This window comes from Corynebacterium afermentans subsp. afermentans (assembly GCF_030408355.1).
Classification (GTDB): domain Bacteria; phylum Actinomycetota; class Actinomycetes; order Mycobacteriales; family Mycobacteriaceae; genus Corynebacterium; species Corynebacterium afermentans.
On record NZ_CP046606.1, the window covers coordinates 2,021,407 to 2,041,480 of the forward strand.

A 20,074-nucleotide genomic window follows, 5' to 3' on the forward strand; every position below is an offset into this window, starting at 1 on the left:
CGCAGATGGTGAATCTCAAGTGGTGAATTCGGCCCTATTCGCCGACAATTCACCACTTGAGATTCACCATTTACGGTTAGATACCCAGCCTCTTAGCCAACACCCCTGGGAAGAACTCCTGCCGGCTCGGCCCCTTCGGCTGGTAAAGGCGCGGGACCTCCCGTAGGGTGCGCGAATCCTCCTCGAGCGCATCCAGGACGCGGCGCACCACAGCCACCTCGTTTCGGTTGATCTCTCTGGGGGTCACGCGCAGGATCTTGAAGCCCTGCTCCTTCAACCAATTCTCGCGGGCGATCTGTTTCGCATACGCTTCCTCCGGCCCCTCCTTCATCTTCCCCCAGCCGTCGACTTCAATGATCAAGTCTCCGATAATGAGATCCACCCGGTATGGGCCGATGAGCACCTGGGCGTGACACGTGATGCCGTGCTCTTCCAAAATGAGGCGCAACAGCGTTTCGTACGTTGACTCTGAACGGTTGGTTGCTTTTGCCAGCGCGTGTCGCGCCTTCCCGATCCCCTTCGTTCCCCTCATGCGCTGCATCATTGCGGCGCATTCCTCACGGATGAGGTCGGCCTCGGAGTCTGAGCACCGCGCTAAAAGGCTTTCAAACGCGATGATGCCGGATCGCTCTCCGGCGCTGCGGGCGATGTCGATGGCGGTGCGGACCGCGTTGGTGAACCTGATCCCTGCCCGTTGGACCACGTCTTCCTCTGGTACGGCCATGCGTTTGTACTCGATGCCCGGGCTCTGGGCCTTCGCCGATGGCGGTTTTCCGCTCGGGAGCGCGACTTGCACGCCTGGTTTGGTGTCGTAGTGCACCCACACTCCACAGACCCGCGCCGCGGAAAAGCCGACAAGGACGGCCTTGGTGCTTTGCCTGGATGCGGCGCAGCCCCGGAGAAACTCCTGCTCGTAGGGCTCTAAGGTCTTCCACTTTGCTGCGTCGACGTAGAGCGATTTGGTCAGTTGGTGCAGCTTTCCGTTTCTGATGCGGGAATGCGTGGTGATGTCGTGGGCGGTAACCCTGCGGACGTCGACAAGCATCTCCAGCAGCTCATTCTTGCGAGCCCCATCCATTTCGAACCCCCGTTCGTCGTATCCCACGGTGATGGTAACCGAGGATCACGCGCCCCGCACAGATGGTGAAAGGCCGATGGTGAATCCGCCCCGAATCAGCGGACATTCACCATCGGCCTTTCACCATGCGCAGCTACGCGTCGCGGGTCTCCAGCAGCACCACGCCGACGATCCACGCCACCACAGCCCACACGGCGAAGATCAGCAGCGACACGGGCAGTGTCCAGTTCTGGGTGGGGCTGTTGGTCATGAACGCCATGAGGTTGCCAAACGGCAGGAACTTGGCCACGTCGGCGCCGTAGCGCGGGATGAAGCCGACGATGGATTCCACCAGCAGCATCATGCCCATGCCGGTGACCACGGCGCCGGAGGTGTTGCGTGCGATCCAGCCGACCCCCTGCTGGAACAGGGTGATCAGGGCCATGCCGAGGGGGATGGCCCACAGGGCGCGTCGGGAGGCGGTGTTGCTCACCCAGTTCGCGGGCACGGGCGCGGTGAGATCGCCGATTGCGAAGGCGACGACAAGCCCGAAGAAGGTCAGCAAAGCAGCCAGCGCAGCACCGAGCACAAGCTTTGCGACGGCCACCTGCCACCGCTTCGGAGCAACCCTGAAGTTTGTCGGCGGGATGCCGAAGCGGTACTCGGTGGTCACGGTCATGGATGCCTGCACGATCACGATGATCGCGGTGGTCAGCGCCATGGTGGCTGCGACGGTCAAGGGCGCGTACGGCATGCCGCCGAGTTTGGATGCGGTGCCGAACAGGGCTCCGTAGAAGGCGCCGAAGACGATGATCAGCGCGGAGGTCCACCAGAAGGAGGCGGTGGAGCGCAGTTTGGTCCACTCGGCGGGAAACAGGTTAAGCATTGGTACCTCCGGAGACGTACTGGGCGTGGCCCTCGGTGGATTGCATGTATGCCTCTTCGAGGGAGGCGCGGCGCTCGGCGAGCTCGGATAGCGGCACCCCGGCGGCGAAGGCGACGCGGCCGACGTCGTCGGAGCTGCGGTCCGGGATCTCGAACACGGCGCGGCCGTCGGCGTCCACTGCCCGCGTGAAGGGCATGGCCGTGTCGGCGTGCTGCAGCGCGGCGGCCAAGGCGGCCGCGGCGTTGTCGGTGGGGGTGCGCACGATGGTGGTCACGCCGGAGTTTGAGCGGATGAACTCGGCCATGGACGTGTTGGCAACCAGGCGGCCGCGGCCGATGATGATTAGGTCTTCGGCGGTCTGCGCCATCTCGGCGAGCAGGTGGGAGGACACGAGCACGGTGCGCCCCTCGGCCGCCAGGGACTGCAACAGCCCGCGCACCCAGCGGATGCCGGCAGGATCGAGGCCGTTGACGGGCTCGTCCAGGATCAGGTACTCCGGGTCGCCGAGCAGCGCCGCCGCGATGCCGAGGCGCTGGCCCATGCCGAGGGAGAACCCGCCGACGTGTTTGCCGGCGACGTCGCTTAGGCCCACCAGCTCGAGCACTTCGTCTACGCGGGTGCGCGGCAGCCCGGCGGCTTGCGCTTGCCAGAGCAGGCTGGCGCGGGCGGAGCGGTTGGGGTGGACACCTTTGGCGTCGAGAAGCGCGCCCACTTTGCGCGCGGGGTTGGGAAGCTGGCGGTAGGGCACGCCGTCGATGAGCGCGGTGCCGGATGTGGGGCGGTCCAGGCCCAGGATCATGCGCATGGTGGTGGATTTACCTGCGCCGTTGGGGCCGAGGAAGCCGGTGACGACGCCGGGTTTGACGGTGAACGTGAGGTCGTCAACCGCTTGGACGGCGCCGTACCGTTTGGTCAGGCATTGCACTTCAATCATGCGGTTCAGTATGCACCATGGCTTTGGCGAGCACATTGCTTAGCGACGCCGCGAAGCCCGGGTGCAGCTCAAACCCCGAAACCTCATGCAGCCCAATCCAACGCAGTTCCTCCGATTCCTCGTTGGCGGTCACGGCCAGCGGCGCCTCGCACAGCGCGATGACGGTGGTGTAGCTCCACTCCGGCAGGTCCGTGGTGACTACTTCCTCGACTACGTTGATGCGCTCCGGGTCGATGGCGCACTCCTCCATGGTCTCGCGCACCGCCGCCTGTGCTGGGGTTTCGTGGCTGTCGCGGGCGCCGCCGGGGATGCCCCAGGTTCCGCCCTGGGCGGTCCAGCTGGCGCGGTGCTGCAGCAGCACTTTCGCGTCCGCTCCCTGACCGGCGATGAGAAAAAGGCCGGCGGCGCCGAAGCGCCCCCAGAGTTTTGTGCCGTCGGGTGTGGTGACCCAGCCGTTTCCGTCGCCAAGCATGGCCCCCACTGTAGGTGGGAACAGTTATCATTGCGGAATGGTGACGCAAAGCAGGCCGAGCGACGACGCGTGGCTCGACGAGCTTGAAGCGCGCCCGGCGCACCCGCGGCTGCACGGCGTCCTCCACGGCCCGCTCGCCGGCCCCTTAAGAATGGGGCGGCGCGGCCGCGCGTTCGCGCAGACCACCCCGGGCAAGATCATCGTGGTGATGGTTCTGCTGACCGCCTTGCTGCTAGCGGCGGGGCTATCCATGAGCCAGTCCATGTCCAGCCGCAACCAGTCGCTGGACACGGTGCGCGAGGCCACAGAGCCGATGAGCGCGGCCGCCCACTTGCTATCTACTTCCCTGCTGCGCGCCGACACCATCGCGGCGGGCGGGTTTGTCCAGCCCGGGCCGCTGTCGCACGAGGACGTGCAGGCCTACTCCGCTGCGCTGGACACTGCGGTCAGCTCCGCCAGCGAGATTTACAAGGGCGCGGTGGAGGCCGACACCGCCACTAGCGAGCGCATCGAGGAGCTGGTCAGCGAAATCCAGCGGGACCTTCCCGTCTATGCGGGCCTAAACGAGCGCGCCCGGGTGAACCAGCGAATGGGTAACCCGGTGGGCGTGGCCTACATGTCCGAGGCGTCCAGCATTATGCGCACCCGCATGCTGGTGGCCGCCTCCGAGATCAATGCGCTGACCCGCGAGGACGTGGCTAAGGAGATGCGGCGCTTGTCCGAGCCGCAGTGGGTGCCGCTGTCCGGCCTGGTCGCGGCACTCGGATTCCTCGTGCTCACACAGTGGTGGCTGTGGCGGGTGTTCCGCCGCCGTCTGAACAAGGGTTTTCTCGCCGGCACCCTCGCGGTGGTGGTGGCGCTGAGCTGGGCCACGGTGTCGAATTACCAGTCCTGGCGCAACGGTTCGGTGGAGTATGAGCGGGCGGCGAAGCCCTGGGAGGAGCTCACCGTCGCCCGCTTCGACGCGCTGCAGACGCGCACGGACGAGACATTCGCGCTGCTGCGCCGCCAGTCGGTGGTGCACTCGTCGCGGGCGTTTGACGGAACGTATGCGTCGGTAAGCGCGGCGCTCGCAACGGCCGAGGCGTACGGCGGGGAGCAGCAGCTTATCGACGACGCACGCGACGCCCTGCGCACATGGGCCTACGAGCACAACGAGCTGGTCGGCGCTTTAAACTCCGGTAGCTACGAACAGGCGGCGGACCTGTTAGTTTCCGGCGGCGGGGCGGGCGAGGCGCCGTTCAGGGAGCTGGACGCGACGCTGTCCAAACTCATCGCCTCCTCCCGGGAAGGCACGCAGGCCTACATCGACGCCTCGTTGGACGCGACGCGGCAGGTCTCCGCGGTGGTGGCGTTTTTGTCCATGCTGGCTGTGGTCTGCACGTGGCTGGGCATTCGCAGAAGGCTGGGTGAGTACCTGTGAGAACGACGTGGGCCGCGTGCGCGGCGGCTGTAACGGTGCTGGCGCTGGCGGGCTGCTCCGATGAGCCATCGCCGGTGCGCGCCACCATCGCCCCGGAGCAGGAAACCTCCACCACCCGCGAGCTGCTGCCGCTGCCGCCCGGCGCGACACTCGAGGGGGCGCAGGGGGTGCCGGAGGAGCCCTACGTGTCATCGAAATTGGAATGGGAGGGCTCGCTCAATCCGCGCGGGGCCGAGGAAGCCACCCCGAACGTCGACCGCATCAAGCGCCGCGGCCGGCTGGTGGTGGGCATCGACCAGTCCCTGTACCTGCTGGCGTTCCGCGACACCGCCAGCGGCGAGCTGCGCGGGCTGGAGGTGGACCTCGCCCGCGCGATCGCCGAGGACATCTTCGACGAGGAAAGCACCGGCATCAACCGCCTGGACCTGCGGTTTGTGGATTCGGCGGCGCGCGCCGACGCGCTGAACAACGGCGAGGTGGACATTGTCATCCGCACCATGTCCATTACCCCGGAGCGCGCGAAGTCTATCGACTTTTCCACCCCGTACCTGACCTCTCGTGTGCGGGTTTTGGTGCCGCGGGACCGGGGAGTGGACGACATCAACCAGCTGGGCGGCAAAACGGTGTGCATCGTCGACGGCACGAACCTGGCCCAGATCGCGCGCACGTTCACGCCGCATTCGGAGATTTTGCGCACCCGCTCCTGGTCCGACTGCCTGATGGCTACGCAGCAGTTCCAGGCGGACGCGATTGTGGCGGACGATTCCATCCTGGCAGGCTTGTCCGCGCAGGACCCGTACGCGAAGATCCTGCCGGGCACTCTGGCCTCGCAGTACTACGGCGTGGGGATCCCAAAGGGCCAGGCGGACCTGGTGAGGCAGGTCAACTCGACGCTGGAGCGGATGCGTAACGACGGCACGTGGTCGCAGCTCTACTCCACCTGGCTCGGGGGCTCCATCGCGGAGTCCTCCCCGCCGCCGCTGATGTACCGCAAGGAGGGGCAGTGAGCACTGAACGCAATGAACAGGACCCGCTAGAGCAGCACACCGAGGCGGTGGCCTTCGACCCCTTCGCGGACGAGGACGATGGCGCCGAGCCGGGCACCGAGGCAGTAGCGTTTGACCCCTTCGCCGACGACGAGACTGACTACTCCGCCATGGGCGAAATGGCCGGCCTGCTCAAAGACTTGGACGAGCTGCGCAGGGGCAGCAACCGCGAGGACACCTCCAAGCGCTCGCTCAGGCTCGCCCTCGACACGTTCCGCGAGCGCCGCGGCACCCGCCGCGCCACCCGCGTCGTCGCCGACGGCATGGTTGAGCTGCCCTGGGTGGAGCCCACCGAACCGAAAGAGGCGCTGATCGACCCGGAGCCGGCCGTGGTGAAAAAGGGCATCGCCCCGCCGGCCCTACAGCCGGGCGACGTGGTGGCCAGCCAGTACGAAATCATGGGCGTGATCGCCCACGGCGGCATGGGCTGGATCTACCTGGCACAGGACCACCACGTGGCCGGGCGCGTGGTGGTGCTCAAAGGCCTGCACTCCACGGACAACCCGGACGAGGCGGCGGCCGCCGCGGCCGAGCGCGAGTTCCTGGCAGAGATGACCCACCCCGGCATTGTGCAGATCTTCAACTTCATCGACGACCCGCGCGTGCCCGGCGGGTTCACCGTCATGGAGTACGTGGGCGGGCCGAGTCTGCGGGCGTGGCGGAATGCGTCGACAAGCAAAGTGCTCCAACCCGACATCGCGATTGCGTACATGCTCGAAGTGCTGCCGGCGCTGGACTACCTGCACTCGCGCGGCGTGGTGTACAACGACCTGAAGCCGGACAACATCATCGTCACCGAAGACCACGTCAAGCTCATCGACATGGGCGCGGTCTCCGGCATCGGCGCCTACGGGTTCATTTACGGCACGAAGGGGTTCCAGGCGCCGGAGGTGGCAACCGAAGGGCCTTCCGTATCCTCCGACGTGTACACCGTGGGCCGCACGCTGGCCTCGCTGGTGGTGGACCTGCCGCAGACCGACGGGGTGTACGACCCGGGCCTGCCCTCCCCCATCGACGAACCGCTGTTTCGCCAATACACCTCCCTGTACCGCCTGCTCGCCCGCTGCTGCAACGAGGACCCGGCGCAACGCTTCACCAGCCTGACCGAGCTGGAGGCGCAGATGCTCGGTGTGCTGCGAGAACTCGTCGCCGTGCGCGACGGGCGCACCTACCCTGCGCAGCACTCCCTGTTCTCCCCGCAACGTACGACGTTCGGCACAAAACACCTGGTTTTCCGCACCGACCAGCTGATCGACGGGATCGCCCGCAGCGTGGACATCACCCCGCAGGAAGTCGTCGCCGCGCTGCCGTCGCCGCTGGTCAACCGCGACGACGTCGGCGCCGCCATGCTGCAGGGCTCCTCCTACGCCGAGCCACGCGAAACGCTGGAGACTCTGCGCCAAGCCATGACCACCCCGCAGTACGAGCACTCCGTGGAAATCTCCTTCGGAGTCGTGCGCACCATGCTCGATCTTGGCCTGACCACCCAAGCGCGCACCTGGCTGCGCTCACTTTCGGACCGCTTCGGCGACAACTGGCGCTACTTTTGGTACGCGGGCGTTGTGGAGACACTGTTGGGCGACTTCAACTCCGCGAAGACCTCGTTCTCCGAGGTGCTCAATCAGCTGCCCGGCGAGGCCGCACCAAAACTCGCCCTCGCCGCAGTCAGCGAGCTCATCCTGCAGGAAGGCGGGTATCAATCGAGCGAGCTGCTTCATAGCGGGCTCGCGCCCGCCGCTGCCGGCCTTAGCCAGCACCTCTGCGACGTGCCGGACGACGTGTTCGAGCACATGGCCGCCGACGGTGTCACAGACGGCACCTGGTCGCTGACCGTGACCTCCCCCGAGGGGCTGCGCTTCCACGCCACCCGCCTCTACGCGCTGGTGTGGATGACCAACCCCACCACCGTCTCCTCCGCATTCGGCCTAGCCCGGATGCTTATGTGCGAGCGCGAAGTGGGCCTGGCTATTCAAGCTCTGGACAAGGTTCCTAACGCGTCGCGCCACTACCGCATGGCGCGGCTGACCGCGATTTTGTGCCTGGTTGCGGAGGATGCCACTGAGGACCACATCCGGCTCGCCGCCCGCCGGCTGGAGCAGATCCCCTCCACCGAACCGCGGTTTTTGCAGATCAAAGTCGCCGTCATCGAGGCCGGCCTAACGTACCTGCGTTCCCACGAGGCGGCGACCAACGTGGCGCTCTTCGAGTACCCGTTCACCATCCGGGGGCTGCGCCGCGGCCTCGCCCAAACGCTGCGGGACCAAGCCCGGGTAGCGCCGTACCCGAAGCACCGGTACGCGCTGGTGGACCTAGCCAACAAGGTCCGCCCCGCCACCTGGTTCTAGGGGGTTGGGCGCCGTTCCCAAATTTGTTCACCCCGGCCGGGTGCTGTCGGTGAACAAATCCCCTTTTGGCGGTTGATTTGTTCACTTTCCGCAGGTCGCCCAAAACCTGAGGCAGATCTATTCATCGCGCAGTGAATTAATCCGCCGGGGCGGCGGGAACCGAGCGAGGCCGCTGTCCCGCCGACACTTCACGGCGGAATCTGTCAGCCGAACCCCATCGGCCCAGGTCAGCGCAAACGGCCGCCGTAATCTGTCAGGATTACGGCGGCCGTTCCAGCGGCGGTGCTTAGATGAACCCGCCCATGACAGCTGCTGCGCCGCCGAGTCCGACAACCGCCAGGATCGCGATGATCACGCCGACGATCGTGCCGGCGCTGCTGCCGGCCTCCTTGCCACCCTTGCCGCCCTTGGTTTTCGGGGTCGGCTCGTTCTGGCTCGGGGACGCCCCCGTCTTCGGAGCGGGTGCCGGGGACGGCTTGGACTGGGTCGCGCCGTTGAGCTCGGTCACGGCCGGGCCGCGGGTGCCGGGCTGCACCGGCTGGTTCGCGGTGGTGGGCACCGGTGCCGGCTTGGCCAGGGTCGGCTTCGCCGGGTCCTTCTTGCCCACGGTGTCGCGCGCGGCCTGGAGGTGCTCGGAATTGTTCTTCTCCAGCTCCTTTACCAGCTCGTCCATCTGCTCGGTGGTGTAGTTGAGCACGGAGAACTCGTTGGTTTCCTCGGCGACCAGGTGGCCGTCGGCGTTGTACACGCGGAACTTCACCGGCATGGAGGAATCCTTGTAGCCGGCAGTGTTGGCGATCGGCACCTCGACCGGCAGCTTGGCGTGCTCGGACAGTGCGCCTTCCACCGGGTACGTCTCGCGGAACTTGCCGCCCGGGTAGTCCACCTGCAGGGTGAATTCGTGCAGGTCGATGCCCAGGTTGGACAGCTCCAGGTGCACCTTGGAGTCGGAGCGGTTGGCGATGATGGCGTTCTTGATGCCCTCGCGCTCACCCAAGACGCGGATGCCGGCCTTGCCGTTGTTCTCCTCCGCTGCCATGACAACGAGCTCGTCTACACGCGGGTGCTCGTGGCCGGATTCGTGCGGGTCCTCGGACACGCCGGTGGAGCCGGTGGCCTTGGCAATCTCGCCGTTGACAAGGTTCAGGTTGTCCCAGTCCGGGGCGATGTTGTAGGCGCCGGTGTAGCACTGCGCCGAGCCGTCGTAGCAGGCTTGCGGGATGCTGGTGTTGTCGTTGGCAGTGGAGTTCTTGTCCGAGTAGTCGAAGTGGCTGAACTGGTACAGGTAGTTCATCACGGACTCGTACTTAGGCACGTAGGAGTGGTGCGGCTTCTTCACTTGAGATGCGCCGGAGTGGGTCAGGCCCAGGTTGTGGCCGAACTCGTGGAGGATGGTGTTGCGCATCTGCTCCTGGGACGTCATCAGGTAGTTCTTGGACACGTAGAACGCGCCGTCGGAGATCAGGCCGTTGCCGGAGGCAAGGTTGCCCGCCTCCTGCTGGTCGCCGATGATGCCCACGCGGAAGACGGACTGGCGCGCGCCGAGCAGGTTCTTGCGGTCCTTGACTAGGCGCACACCGGGGACCTCCGCGCGACCCTTGTCGTCCTTGAAGTAGATCGGCGCGTACGGCAGCGTGTCGCCGCCCTGGGGCGTGATGCCCGGGATGTTGCTGTAGTAGTCGCCGGCGTCGATGTGGAGGTTGTAGCCGCGGCTGTCAAACAGGTCCACCAGGTCGTTGAGGATCTGGCGCGACGGGCGGTAGACGTTCACGTTCGCGTCGGCGCATTCCAGGAACTGGCCGAAGTCGTCTTCAGTGGCAGCGTACTGGCGCTTCTCAGAGCAGCCCTTGGTCTCCCATTCGGACTTCATCCAGTTCAGCTGGAGGAAAAAGTCCGGCTTCTCCGGGTCCGCGCCCCAGCGGTGCAGCGGGAACTGGTTGCCGTCTGGGTCGGTGTAGCCGTTGATCTCCCATTCGTCGGGCAGGCCGTCGCCGTCGGAATCCTTCAGTGCTTCGTTGGCGTCGCCGGCGATGGTCATGCGGGCGCTCAGCGATTTGTGGTGGCGCTCCCACACGCCCGCGAGGTAGCGGTCGCCGTCGTTCGCGCCTGCTTCTGCGGATTGCTGGCTCTTTCCGGTGCCGGTGGAAACTGCGCCCTCGAACGTGGTGTGCAGCTGGTAGCGGCCGCCAACGTCGATGGTGTACTCGTCCGGCTGGGATTCAACGGGTTCGGAGGTGATCGGGAAGTCGTGGGACATCAGCCCGTCCGTGAGCACGAGCTTCAGGTCCCGCTTGCTGTCGCTTCTCAGCTCCACCCGCACGTCCACTTTCTTCGAGGTGACGGTGAAGGTGCGCACGAGCTCCACGCCGAGCTTCGGGTCGGTGTGGGTGAGGGTGACAACGTCGCCTTCGTTGTTGGAGGCGGGCTGAACCGTGGTGTTCTCGCCCGCGAATTCGACCTTTTGGCCGTCCGCATAGGCGTCCAGGTAGAACGCCGTGGGCATCAGGCCGGAGGAGAGGCTGTTGTACATCAGCCAGGACACGCGGCCCTTGTTCACGTCGACGTTTTGGAAGCCCTCGCTTGAACCGGTGGTCACGCCGACCTGGTAGCTCTTGGACAGGTCCACAGCTGCGTCGGCCGTTACCGGCAGCGTGACACCGGCGGTGAGGCCGAGTGCGACTGCAGCCGCGATTGCTTTCTTACCTGTGTGCATCATGCGCCTACATCCACCGCTCTAAAAAGTGTTGAAAATTATCTCGGTTATCGTACAAAACCTTGCCAGCTGCCCCCAACAATCCAAGCACCGCGAGCGCCCACACCCAGGGCGAGGGCTTCGAGGAGCCACTTTCGCTTTGCGACGACCCTCCGGCCGCCACGCCGTCCACCTTCACAGCCACCTTGAGCTGAGTCGTGGAGCCGTCGGCGAGCAACACGTTCACCGGGATCTCCTTGACCTGGCCAGTAGCGGAAGCGGGAACGTGGATGTCCAGCACGCCGCGGGTGCGGTCCAGGGAGACCTCCCAGCCATCGGCGTCGAACTCGCCCAGAGTGAACGGATGCTCCGCGGCTGCGCGGGGTACCGGCAGGGTGATTTGCGTGGTGGTGTCGGGGCGGCCGACAGCGGAGACGTCGTTAAGCGAGATGCTCTCGGCGAGTGTGCCCTTGCCGGTCTTGGTGCGGACCTCAACCCGGGCGGACGTGATGGTGTGCGAGGAGTCCTCGAATGTGACCTTCACCGGGATGTCGCGTGGGCCCGGCACGGTGCCGTCGTAGCTGGCGACGGTCAGCTCGCCCGTCTCCGGGTCGACCTTCGTGCGCAGCCCTGGAATCGGTTTGATCAGGGAGAACGACGCGCCTGCGACATTCGGCCGCAAAATGGCGATCTGGCCGGCGTTGATGGTCACGCGCGGGTACTCCACCCGCGTCAGCGCCGCAGTGCCGCGCACGGTCGTTGCCGGCACCTCGACGACGCGCTGCGAACCGTCCGCGAACGTCACCACCACCGGGATCAGCGTGGCCTGCGGGTCCTCCTCGTCGCCGTTGCGAGCGGCAGTGATCGCGCCCGTTGTCGGGTCCACGGACGCCTGCCAGCCATCTGCGCCGAAGGACGCGGCCAGTGCGTACGTGGCACCAGCCGGGGCCTGGCTCGGCGCCACCGTGACCGGGGTTCCGGCCTCCGTGACCTGCACTGGGCGCCAGGACACGACCTGGCTGGCGGCCTCAGATTGTGTGGCCACCGGGACCGTGATCTCCTGCACGGAACCGTCCGGAAGCGTCAGCTTCAACGGGATGTCAAAGTTCGCGCCAACCGGAGCGTCCTCCGACACCTTCACGGTGATCGCGCCCGTTTCCGGATCGATCTCCACAGGCAGCGCCGTCAGCCCGGTCTGCTCGAACGTCGCGCCCGGAGGCATCGAGCCCGTGGGGAACATGCGGATGTTGCCGTCCGCGTCGAAGAACGGTTTGCCGTAGCCCGCGGCCTCGGTGGAGTCTGCCAGCGACGGTCCCGTCAGTGCCGCGATGCGGGCGAAGACGGTGGGCTCGCCGTCCTTGTCCGAAACCGTGCCGTCGGAGTACAGCACCCTCACCGGGACTTCGATCGGCTCCGGGTTCTCCTCCGGAGCAGCGGCGTAGATCGCGCCTGTGTCCGGGTCGATGCTGACATCCCAGCCCTTGTATGCCTTGGCCGTGCCGAGCTCGTTGCCCTTATCGTCATACACCGGGGCCAGCGCGTACTGGCCGATATTCTCGCCGTCCTTGTTGACGGGGAACGTGCCGTCGAGAAGCGGCACCACAACAGTCTTGCCCGGTTGCGCGCCGAGCCCCTCCTGGTAGGCGGGCTTGTACGCCTCGTTCTGCGCGCCGGCATCGACGTGGAAAACCGCATCTGCCTTGCCCTTGGTGCCGTCCGGGTAGGTGAAGTCGACGGGGATCGTGATGGTCTCGCCCGCCGGGGTACGCAGCGGCGCCTTCACCGTGACAACGCCGGTGTCCGGGTTAACGGTGCCCTCGGCGCTCTCGGTAGAGAACTTCGTGCCGGCGGGCAGCGGCTGACCTTCGTACTCGATGCCGTCGCGGTCGATGGATGCGATCGGCGTGCGGCTCGAGTTGGTCTTGCCCGCCTGGACGTACGTGTCCTTGTACTCCTCATCGCTGATGCGGTCCGCGTCGCTCACCGGCTTGGTGACCTTCACCGTGACGGTGTCGCGCTCCCCTGCCTCGGAAACCACGTCAACGGTGTACATGTCCGGCTCGACGCCGCGGCCCGGCGCCGCCACGACCTGACCGTCCGACGCCACGGACAACCACTCCGGTGCGTCGCCGTCCACGCGCACGTTGACGGTCGTGGACGGCTTGCGCGCCGGCACCGCAACCTTGGTGGTGCCTGCCTGCACGGTCAGCTCATCCCAGGCGAAGTCATCGGCCGACGGGGCGGGCTTCGGGGTGGTGGGCTTGGTCGTGGTGGGCTGTGCGGAGGTCGTCGGCGCGGGCTGGGTCGTCAGCCGGCCCGAGGTCGGGGTCGGCGAAGTCGGCTTCGAGGTGCTCGGCTCGGAGGAACCCGGCGTGGACGGTTTCGTTGTCGGCTCCGGCTGCGTCGTCGGTCGGTCCGAGGTCGGGGTCTCCGAAGTCGTGGTCGTGGAAGTCGGCGCGCCCGAAGTCGTGGTCGTCGGCTCGGGCGTCGAATCTTCAGACGTCGTCGTTGCCGGTGCCGTCGTTGCCGGTGTCGTCGATCCGCCTGATTCCTCCACCTGGATGTCGATGGTGTCGGTGATCACCTTGGCGTCGTTAGTAATGATGTCGACTTTCGCCTTGCCTGACGCCTTCGGCTTGCCGGCGATCTTGCTCTTCTCGCTGTCGTACGTCAGACCCTCCGGGAGATCCGTAACTTCGACGGAAGATGCGTTCTCCGTGGGAATAGCAATGTCTACGGACTCCCCCGGCTTCACCGGCGCCGGGTCCTCGACAATGTTCTCTTCGACCGGGGCCGGCAGGTCAGCCGAGTCCTTCACCGTGATGGTGAACGACTGCTCAAGCGGGCCATCGGCGCCGACAACGACGCTTTCGCCCTCCACCAGCTGGGTTTTCACCGTGAAAGTGCCGGTTTCAGTCGGGGTGCCCTTCAGGAAGATGTGCTTGATATTGCCGAAGTTGCGCGGCGTGGCGGTGATACCCTCCGGCAGCGTCGAGTCGTCAATCTCCAATTTTGAGGCGTACGCGGCACGATTGACGCGGATATCAACGGGGTTGATTTCTTTACCGGTCCAGTAGACCTTGTCGCTTTGGTCTACGTAAACCGGCGCGGGTTCGAGGCTAATCTCGGCATCGACCACCTTGGTGGACCCATCCCCGAAGGTGAATTCGACATGAATCGTGTCGGTCTCCGGAAGCTCGGCGTTCGAGTCCGGGGTGATGGAAAGCTCGCCGGTCGCTGGGTCCACCTCGGCGCCCCAGCCCGGGTTCACACCTTCGACAAGTTTGTAGCCGGTGGGCGGGTGCACGGTCAACGCATTGGTGTTGGGGCTAACGCTGGTTGTCTCGCCATAGCGAACCGCAGTTGTCCCAAGGTAGCTCACCAACGACTTGTCGGCCTCTGTCCTGTCCAAAAGCTGCGCCGACGCCTGCGATGCGGTCTCCGGGGCTGCAACCGGCTGGACACCCGTCACCACAAGCGACAGGCCGAGCGCGCACGCGGCTACCGATGTCCCGCGCCGACGCGGGATCGCGCGGTCATGCTTTCCAGTCATTGCAAGACCCCTTTTCTGAATCTTTCATTTACCGTCGACTGAATCAACAGCCAACAATACGGTTTTCTGCACCCGTAAATCTATCGCCCGCCAACCCATGAAGACAACACAATTATGGTTTGCAGAGCCGTAAGTCAGCTCAATAGAGGTCAGCACAGTCCTCTACCCTGCTACACCCGAGACCTTGACAGTTTTTGTGCAATCCATCACAAAAGGCGGAATCGTCATATGTTTGAGCGGGCATGGTCGATTCGGGCACTAGCAGATCAACCCCCTGCCGAACCTGCTTTTCAATATCACCTGGGACAATGCAAACTTGGACGCTTGATCTGCTAGTTGCAGCTTGCACATTGCCTATCGACGCATCCGGCACCCACGCCAACAGCTCCCATCAACACCAAGATCGCTGATCGCCTAGCACCCGCCGCACGCTGCTAGACGATCACGCAACAGGCGCAGCAAAAAGCCCCGGCACCAGAACTCGCGAACCGGTGCCGGGGCTGAAAAGCCGCACTACCCCACGCGGGCGGCGACAGCAGCGGCCTTCTGCGCGATGGCCAGCTCCTCGTTGGTGGGCACGACAAGAACCTTCACTGTGGAGTCGTCGGTGGAGATGATGCGCGGGCCGTCGTTGGGCAGCGCGTTCTTCTCCGGGTCGACTTCGATGCCGTACATCTTCAGGTTGTCCAGGGCGTCCATGCGCACGTGCTGATCGTTCTCGCCGACGCCGGCGGTGAACGTGATGGCGTCCACGCGGCCCAGGGCGATCATGTAGGAACCGATGAAGCGGCGCAGCTGGTTCAGGTAGACCATGTAGGCTAGCCAGGCGTTTTCGTCTTCCTCCTCGATCATGGCGCGCAGCTCGCGGAAGTCGTTGACGCCGGACAGGCCCTTCACACCGGACTGGCGGTTGAGCAGGTTGTCAATCTCGTCGATGGACATGCCGCCCTGGCGCACCAGGTGGAAGATGATGCCGGGGTCGATGTCGCCGGAGCGGGTGCCCATGGCCAGGCCGGCCAGCGGGGTCAGGCCCATGGAGGTGTCAATCGGGCGGCCGTTAGCCACGGCCGACGCGGAGGCGCCGTTGCCCAGGTGCAGCACGATCTGGCGGGTGTGGTTCGGGTCGCGGCCGATCAGCTCCGGCACCTGGGAGGAAACAAACTCGTGGGAGGTGCCGTGGAAGCCGTAGCGGCGGATCAGGTTCTGCTCCGCCACCTCGGCGTTGATCGCGTACAGGGCGGCGGCCGGCGGCAGGTCGCGGAAGAAACCGGTGTCGAACACCGCCACGTGCGGGATGTCCGGCAGCAGGGCGCGGGCAACCTCGATGCCGTCGATGTTGGCCGGGTTGTGCAACGGCGCCAGCGGGATCAGGTCGCGGATCATGTCCACCACCGGGTCCAGGATCAGCTCCGGCTCGGAAAAGACCATGCCGCCGTGGACGACGCGGTGGCCTGCGGCGACGATGTCGAGTTGGGTCGGGCCGATACCTTTGGCGTCGAGAAGCTTGAAAGTTTCCTGCAGGCCGTGCGCGTGCGTGGGCACCGCCTTTTGCACGACGTACTTCTGACCGTCGTGCTTGATGGTGATGCGGCCCTGCGGCTCGCCGATCTGCTCGACCAGGCCGGAGACGAACGGGTCGTCGGAGGCGCCCGAGGTCGGGTCGACGATCTGGAACTTGATGGAAGAAGAACCAGAGTTAATAACGAGTACGTAGGACATTTACTTCGCTCCCGCCTGGATCGCCGTGATAGCAACGGTGTTGACAATGTCCGGCACGGTCGCGCCGCGGGACAGGTCGTTGACCGGCTTGTTCAGGCCCTGCAGCACCGGGCCGACAGCCAGCGCGCCACCGGTGCGCTGGGCGATCTTGTAACCCGCGTTGCCCGCCTCCAGGTCCGGGAAGATGAACACGTTGGCCTGGCCGGCAACCGGGGAATCCGGGGCCTTCTTGGCGCCGACACCCGGGTCGCAGGCGGCGTCGAACTGCAGCGGGCCGTCGATGGCGACGTCCGGGGCGAGCTCCTTCGCCTTCGCGGTTGCCTCCACGGCGCGCTCCACGTCCGGGCCGGAGCCGGAGGCGCCGGTGGAGTAGGACAGGATGGCCACCTTCGGGTCGATGCCGAACTGCGCGGCCGTCTTGGCGGACACGGCGGCGATCTCGCCGATCTGCTCCGCAGTCGGGTTCGGGTTCACGGCGCAGTCACCGAACGCCCAGAGGCGGTCCTGCATGACCATGAGGAAGATCGAGGACACCACGGACGCGCCCGGGGCGGTCTTGATGATCTGGAAGGACGGCTTAATCGTGTGCGCGGTGGTGTGCGCGGCGCCGGAGACCATGCCGTCGGCAAGCCCCTTGTGCACCATCATGGTGCCGAAGTACGAGACGTCCTTCATGGTCTCGCGCGCCTCTTCGACGGTCACGCCCTTCTTCTTGCGCAGCTCCGCGAACTCGGCGGCGAACTCCTCGGCCAGCTCGGATTCGAGGTGGTTGACCAAGTTAGCCTTGGACAGGTCCAGGCGCAGCTCCTGCGCGCGACGGTTCATGTCGTCCACGTCGCCGAGGATGGTCAGCTCAGCCACGCCCTGCTTGAGCAGCTGGTCCGCGGCCTGCAGGATGCGGTCGTCCTCGCCCTCCGGCAGCACCACGTGCTTGCGGTTGGCCTTGGCCTGCTCCACCAGCTGGCGCTCGAACACCACGGGGCTCATCACCTGGCGGGCGTCCGTGCTGCCAATCTCAACGTCGTCAAGGGAGCCAATGCTTATCGACGCCACGGTCGCCCCCAACTCCCCAATCCTCGCTACAGCGAGCTTGGCAGCCGCCTCATCGCCTGCGGCGAGCAGCACCGGGGCGCCAATCGCGGCGGCGAGCTGAGCATCGAAGTTGTAGTCGCCGGTACCCGCGTACAGCGCCGGCTCTTCGGTGACCTGCTCGGAGTTGAAGATTTCTGCCACGCTGTCACCCGAAAGTCGCACCAGGGGCAGCTCCAAGCGGCTGGCAAGCTGCTGCAGATCCAGGCCATCGAAGGTGCGGTTAGCGAGGGTTACCAGCAAAGATTGGCGTTGAGACATGGCTTCACCTTTCGTCGTGGGCAAACATGCACAAGTTTACCGGTGCGAGCCCCGTCAAGACGAACCAAATGGTGTGATCTAATTCTCGCCGGGTTTGCCGTCGATTTTGTATATTTCCCGGACGGCCTCATCCGTGCGTTGGCGGGCCTCGGCTGCGGAATCGGCGGTGGCGAGGACCAGCGTGCCGTCGCCAAGCATTCGCACCGTGACCTCCTCCACCGCCATGGCCGCAGCGAGCGCGGCCTGCGACGGATGCCCCTCCAAAAAGCGCACCGCGCCAGGGCTGATCAGCGTCGAATCAATAGGCAAGCGCTGTGTGGCGCGCGCCTGCAGGTCAAACTGGTTGATGCGCTGGGTGACAAAAGTAACTAGGCCGTCGCGGCTCGGGCGCGGGGTGACCTGGGAGAAGTAGACATCGTCGCCCGAGACGAACATCTCCACCGAAAAGATGCCGCAGCTGGCCAGCGCGCCGACGATGCGCGCGGCGATCGAGCGGGCGTTATCCATCGCCGCCTCAGGCAGCGGCGCGGGCTGCCAACTCTCCACCAGTTTGCCGTCGCGGTGGCGGGTGCCAATCGGCTCGCAGAACCACGTGGCCAACTCGCCCGTGCTCGGGTCGATGGAGCGCGCGGCGAGGATGGTCGCCTCGAAATCGAAGTCGATGTAACGCTCCACCACCGCGCCCTGGCCCAGGCCGCGATCGGCGGCGCGCCACGCGTCCGCGAGATCCGCGTCGCTGTGCACGAAGCTGAACCCCTCGCCGTCCTTAGAGGTCGGCGCCTTGACCACGCACGGGTAGCCGATGCGCTCCACCGCGTCGTGCATCTCCTGCGGGGTGGCGGCGAACTCGTAGTCAAGGGTGGGAAGCCCCAGCTCCTCGTTGGCCTGCTTGCGCACCGCCATCCGGTCCGCGGTGTGGCGGCACCCCTCCACCGACGGCGCCACCACCGCGCCGACGCGCTGCGAGACCTCCTCGACCGTCTCGATCGTGTCCTCCGCGTCGCCGGAGGTGACGATGATGCCCGGGTAGAACACCTCCGCGATGCTCGCCGCCCCGATGCGGGTGTCAAAGCCCATGCGCTTGTAGGCTTGCTCCAGGTCCAGCGCCATCGCGGACTCGCCCAGGATCAACGCGCGGCGCGGCATCTCCGCCGGTTCCTCGCTGGGTGCCCTGGCGGTGTCGTTGACGGTGGGGATAGCGCCTGTGTCGTCGGCGGAGTGCTCGGCGTTGGGTCCGGTGTTGGGCCCGACTGGGCGCTCGGAGGGGTGCTCTGCAGAGTGCGGAACAGTCATGGGAGCTAATTATCCCACAGTTCCGAGTGCGGGCTGGTACGCAAAGCCTGCCCCGGTGCGAATACGCCGGATCCACCCCCAGACCGTCACCGAACTGGGGGATGTTTGAGGAGCTGCGACACACGATTGAAACCTGTCGCCCATTCCTTAAACTCCGGATCGACGATTTCTAGAAGCTCGAAGATATCGTTAAGCCGCTGACGAAGAGGATGCGTTGCGGTTACATGAGCTGAAGGCCCCAGCAGGTACTCGTGGTGCGCTATGCGGTTCCGAAAGTATGTGAGCCTGTAGAGAAGCCACCGCAATCGGTCCGGATCGGCTCCCGGCTGGAAAACACAGTTGAGGGCAGACTCCCAAAGAATGGTGCGGTAGTTGTTCGTCACCGGGTCTTTCGACTCTCCCCACTCAGACGGAAACAAATTGTGCCACGCTCCAAAAGTCACCTGAGCAAGAACATCGCCTTCCTGCAACGGAAATCCCTTTCGTGGGTGCGCAGGGTTCTGATCTCGACGGTTCTTCGCTTCCTTCGCCTTGGATTGAGCCTCAAGCAGAGGTCCCTTCATCAACTTCTGCAAAGGAAGCGGGAGCATAGCTGGCTCCGCGAGCAGCCATTTCCCCACGTCCCTAGAGAGACAGTAGCGGTCAACCCCTCTGTAGATGACGTTTCGCAAAGCAACCTCCGAAATGCCAAGCAATTCAAAATAAGCTGCCCCGACTTGGACATTCCAGAGATAAAACGAGAGCGCCAACTTCACGTTTCCATCAGCAAGCTGAAGGAACGGCGCTAAACGAGCCTCTCCGAAATAGGTTCCCCAGAAACCCTTATCCATTACCATCCCCCTCGATACGTGCTACTGTTCTACGCGAAAAGGCTCTACGGAGTCGGAGACTGAAAGCGGGTCTGCTGGTTTTCACCAGCACGGCCCGCTTTCGTTTGCGTTTACTCGGACAGACCCTGGGATCCTCACCCTGGGATCGGCCGATTTTCTAGGGGGAGTTGTCAGTGGGTGAAGATCCCAGAGTTTGGCGGTGCCGGGGGTCTGAGCAGCGCACTTCACGAATAATGATCGATCATTAAAAGTGATCAAGCGGATAAGACCAGTCGCCCACGGGCTCGTCCCCAACCAAACGACGAAGCGCCCCCGCCTCCCAGTGCGGGAAGCGGGGGCGCTCTGCTCGAGTACATGTGACAGAAAGATTTCACATGTCCACCAAACGGCGGTGGGACGCTGCAGCAGGCGCACGGCGAACAACGCAATAGCCCCTGCCCTCCCGCACGGGAGAACAGGGGCTACCTAAGCCGG

General features: G+C 65.1%; 13 protein-coding genes. 3 read left to right on the forward strand and 10 right to left on the reverse strand.

Translation table 11 applies throughout. The features are described from left to right. Positions 1-76 precede the first annotated feature (76 nt). From CAFEA_RS09740 to CAFEA_RS09755, 4 genes are all read right to left on the reverse strand, one after another. Positions 77-1,105, reverse strand: a complete 1,029-nt coding sequence (locus CAFEA_RS09740) for an endonuclease domain-containing protein (RefSeq protein ID WP_143313227.1) — start codon at positions 1,103-1,105, stop codon at positions 77-79. A 106-nt stretch (positions 1,106-1,211) separates the two neighbouring features. Beyond that, entirely contained in the window at positions 1,212-1,943 is a 732-nt protein-coding gene (locus tag CAFEA_RS09745; protein ID WP_063938939.1) for an ABC transporter permease, read from the reverse strand. Beyond that, positions 1,936-2,877 carry an ABC transporter ATP-binding protein gene (locus tag CAFEA_RS09750; RefSeq protein WP_063938940.1) on the reverse strand — a complete coding sequence of 314 codons (942 nt, stop codon included), beginning with the start codon at positions 2,875-2,877 and terminating at the stop codon, positions 1,936-1,938. Before CAFEA_RS09750 ends, CAFEA_RS09745 begins: the two co-directional genes overlap by 8 nt. Continuing rightward, on the reverse strand, positions 2,870-3,349 hold the full coding sequence (locus CAFEA_RS09755) for an NUDIX domain-containing protein (protein ID WP_063938941.1): 480 nt from the start codon (positions 3,347-3,349) through the stop codon (positions 2,870-2,872). Before CAFEA_RS09755 ends, CAFEA_RS09750 begins: the two co-directional genes overlap by 8 nt. 37 nt (positions 3,350-3,386) lie before the next feature. On the opposite strand from CAFEA_RS09755, the gene CAFEA_RS09760 reads away from it, so the two are divergent. The 3 genes from CAFEA_RS09760 to CAFEA_RS09770 are packed head-to-tail and all read left to right on the forward strand — an operon-like array spanning position 3,387 to position 8,163. Continuing rightward, positions 3,387-4,772 (forward strand): GlnX family signal transduction membrane protein, encoded by a 1,386-nt coding sequence (locus tag CAFEA_RS09760; RefSeq protein ID WP_063938942.1) that lies wholly within the window; start codon positions 3,387-3,389, stop codon positions 4,770-4,772. Continuing rightward, positions 4,769-5,779, forward strand: a complete 1,011-nt coding sequence (locus CAFEA_RS09765) for a glutamate ABC transporter substrate-binding protein (RefSeq protein WP_063938943.1) — start codon at positions 4,769-4,771, stop codon at positions 5,777-5,779. Before CAFEA_RS09760 ends, CAFEA_RS09765 begins: the two co-directional genes overlap by 4 nt. After that, the gene (locus CAFEA_RS09770) at positions 5,776-8,163 is read left to right on the forward strand and encodes a serine/threonine protein kinase (RefSeq protein WP_063938944.1); all 2,388 of its coding nucleotides are present in this window, start codon (positions 5,776-5,778) and stop codon (positions 8,161-8,163) included. Before CAFEA_RS09765 ends, CAFEA_RS09770 begins: the two co-directional genes overlap by 4 nt. Positions 8,164-8,449: 286 nt before the next feature. Here the strand turns inward: CAFEA_RS09770 and CAFEA_RS09775 are convergent, their stop codons facing one another. The 6 genes from CAFEA_RS09775 to CAFEA_RS09800 form a co-directional block, all read right to left on the reverse strand. Next, entirely contained in the window at positions 8,450-10,879 is a 2,430-nt protein-coding gene (locus CAFEA_RS09775) for a hypothetical protein (RefSeq protein ID WP_063938945.1), read from the reverse strand. A gap of 4 nt (positions 10,880-10,883) precedes the next feature. Next, positions 10,884-14,408, reverse strand: a complete 3,525-nt coding sequence (locus tag CAFEA_RS09780) for a Rib/alpha-like domain-containing protein (RefSeq protein ID WP_143313225.1) — start codon at positions 14,406-14,408, stop codon at positions 10,884-10,886. A 513-nt stretch (positions 14,409-14,921) separates the two neighbouring features. After that, positions 14,922-16,127: an acetate kinase gene (locus CAFEA_RS09785; RefSeq protein ID WP_063938947.1), complete on the reverse strand. Its 1,206-nt coding sequence runs from the start codon at positions 16,125-16,127 to the stop codon at positions 14,922-14,924. Further along, positions 16,128-17,477 carry a phosphate acetyltransferase gene (gene pta / locus CAFEA_RS09790; RefSeq protein ID WP_063938948.1) on the reverse strand — a complete coding sequence of 450 codons (1,350 nt, stop codon included), beginning with the start codon at positions 17,475-17,477 and terminating at the stop codon, positions 16,128-16,130. Positions 17,478-17,555: 78 nt separating this feature from the next. Then, positions 17,556-18,770 carry an ATP-grasp domain-containing protein gene (locus CAFEA_RS09795; RefSeq protein ID WP_253705041.1) on the reverse strand — a complete coding sequence of 405 codons (1,215 nt, stop codon included), beginning with the start codon at positions 18,768-18,770 and terminating at the stop codon, positions 17,556-17,558. 86 nt (positions 18,771-18,856) lie between these two features. Continuing rightward, positions 18,857-19,600, reverse strand: a complete 744-nt coding sequence (locus tag CAFEA_RS09800) for a hypothetical protein (protein WP_063938949.1) — start codon at positions 19,598-19,600, stop codon at positions 18,857-18,859. Between the last annotated feature and the right edge of the window lie 474 nt (positions 19,601-20,074).

Coding starts and splice junctions, on each gene's coding strand:
- CAFEA_RS09775 (WP_063938945.1), bottom strand. CDS start 10,879: ATGATGCACACAGGTAAGAAAGCAATCGCGGCTGCAGTCGCACTCGGC.
- CAFEA_RS09785 (WP_063938947.1), bottom strand. CDS start 16,127: ATGTCCTACGTACTCGTTATTAACTCTGGTTCTTCTTCCATCAAGTTC.
- CAFEA_RS09755 (WP_063938941.1), bottom strand. CDS start 3,349: ATGCTTGGCGACGGAAACGGCTGGGTCACCACACCCGACGGCACAAAA.
- CAFEA_RS09750 (WP_063938940.1), bottom strand. CDS start 2,877: ATGATTGAAGTGCAATGCCTGACCAAACGGTACGGCGCCGTCCAAGCG.
- CAFEA_RS09760 (WP_063938942.1), top strand. CDS start 3,387: ATGGTGACGCAAAGCAGGCCGAGCGACGACGCGTGGCTCGACGAGCTT.
- CAFEA_RS09795 (WP_253705041.1), bottom strand. CDS start 18,770: ATGACTGTTCCGCACTCTGCAGAGCACCCCTCCGAGCGCCCAGTCGGG.
- CAFEA_RS09780 (WP_143313225.1), bottom strand. CDS start 14,408: ATGACTGGAAAGCATGACCGCGCGATCCCGCGTCGGCGCGGGACATCG.
- pta (WP_063938948.1), bottom strand. CDS start 17,477: ATGTCTCAACGCCAATCTTTGCTGGTAACCCTCGCTAACCGCACCTTC.
- CAFEA_RS09745 (WP_063938939.1), bottom strand. CDS start 1,943: ATGCTTAACCTGTTTCCCGCCGAGTGGACCAAACTGCGCTCCACCGCC.
- CAFEA_RS09800 (WP_063938949.1), bottom strand. CDS start 19,600: ATGGATAAGGGTTTCTGGGGAACCTATTTCGGAGAGGCTCGTTTAGCG.